The sequence below is a fragment of the Moorena sp. SIO3I8 genome, from assembly GCF_010692325.1.
In the GTDB taxonomy this organism is placed as follows: domain Bacteria; phylum Cyanobacteriota; class Cyanobacteriia; order Cyanobacteriales; family Coleofasciculaceae; genus Moorena.
Window position 1 is genome coordinate 1 of the sequence record NZ_JAAHHW010000373.1, and the last position, 1491, is coordinate 1491.

The 1491-nt window shown below is 44.0% G+C and carries 1 protein-coding gene and 1 pseudogene; both read left to right on the forward strand.

Going from position 1 to position 1491, the window contains the following annotated elements; translation table 11 throughout:
• A pseudogene (locus tag F6K51_RS37105) lies at positions 1-314 on the forward strand (IS200/IS605 family accessory protein TnpB-related protein); the annotation flags it as partial.
• Between the two features lie 579 nt (positions 315-893).
• Positions 894-1491 (forward strand): reverse transcriptase N-terminal domain-containing protein (locus tag F6K51_RS37110; protein WP_293031141.1); only part of this gene is annotated, 598 nt, incomplete at its 3' end.

Below are 1491 nucleotides of genomic sequence, written 5' to 3' on the forward strand. Positions count from 1 at the left end.
CTGCTGTCGAGAAGTTAATGCATAAAACAGCTAAGCGTCCAAGTATTAAATATCCACAATTCAATCAAGCATTCTACAAGTTTCCCAGTTACCTGCGCCGTGCTGCTATTGCTTTTTCAGCGGGTCAGGTTAGTAGTTTTGTTACTCGCTATAGGGAGTGGCAGTCGGGTAACAGAAAAAGAAAGGATGCTAAGCCTCCAAAGCTAAATGCTGATACTGGCTGCTATCCCTCTCTATACAAGGGACAATGTTACAAGCTGCATGGTTATAACCAAGTCGAAATCAAGGTTTTCAATGGATCTGACTGGGTTTGGGCTGTGCGATTCGTTGGCTAGAAACCTTACCTTATAAAGGTTTGGGGGATTAGTCGCAAGGTATGTACCTTGACAACTTGATGACCATGATGGTGAAAAACCATCCCTCATGAAATCTGAGTGACAGCCCTACCCCTATCTCCAGGAATTAACAAACCTGAGGATAAAGCGGGGTCGAATAGTGAAGCACTATTAGCCTAAAATGGTGTTAGTAACAGGCAAAGGACTCAAGAGTACGAGAGGAAGATACACGAGAATCATCGTTATCCAGATGTAGCGTAATAAGGCTGATACGCTGCTAGAGACAAAAGTCTATGGAATAAATAAAGGATTATGAGGTTAGTCCATCTCATAATGATTTCCCAAATTCCCGGTGAATAGTATCACTCTAAAAGTCCAAAGAATGGTGATCAGGAACGAAGTAACTCCATAGGTGCTCTTAGAGAGGTCGGTCTCTAAGTAGGTAGTTAGCCGCATGGCCTATGTGAGAAAGATTGAGTCAGAAGCTAAGGTCTAGGGTAATGCCTAGGATACGCTAACAGACTCACGTTGTAGGAAAAGGTAAAGCTATGAGTAGTAATGAAAACGTCTAAAACTCGGGGGTTCGCCCCACAGTCGGAATGGAAAACAGTCAACTGGCGAAAGCTAGAACAGATTGTTTTTAAGTTACAAAAACGGATTTACCAAGCCTCTCAGCGGGGTAACGTGAGCGTGGTAAGAAAGCTACAAAAGACTCTGATGAAGTCCTGGGCAGCAAAGATGATTGCGGTCAGGAAGGTAACCCAGCAAAACAAGGGCAAAAAGACTGCCGGAATAGACGGCCAGAAAGCTTTAACCAATAAGCAGAGGCTCGCCTTAGTAGTCAACCTAAAACCCTACAAGAAGCCACAACCAACTAGAAGGGTATGGATTCCAAAACCTGGACGGAAGGAAAAACGGCCTCTCGGAATACCAACCATATACGACCGAGCACTCCAAGCTCTAGCCAAACAAGCCCTTGAACCGGAATGGGAGGCAAAATTTGAACCGAATTCATACGGATTCAGACCAGGACGGTCATGCCACGATGCCATCGAAGCAATATTCAAAGGTATCAGCAAAAACCCCAAATGGGTGTTAGATGCTGACATAACCAAGTGCTTTGATAAAATTAATCACGATGCCCTTCTAACAAAAA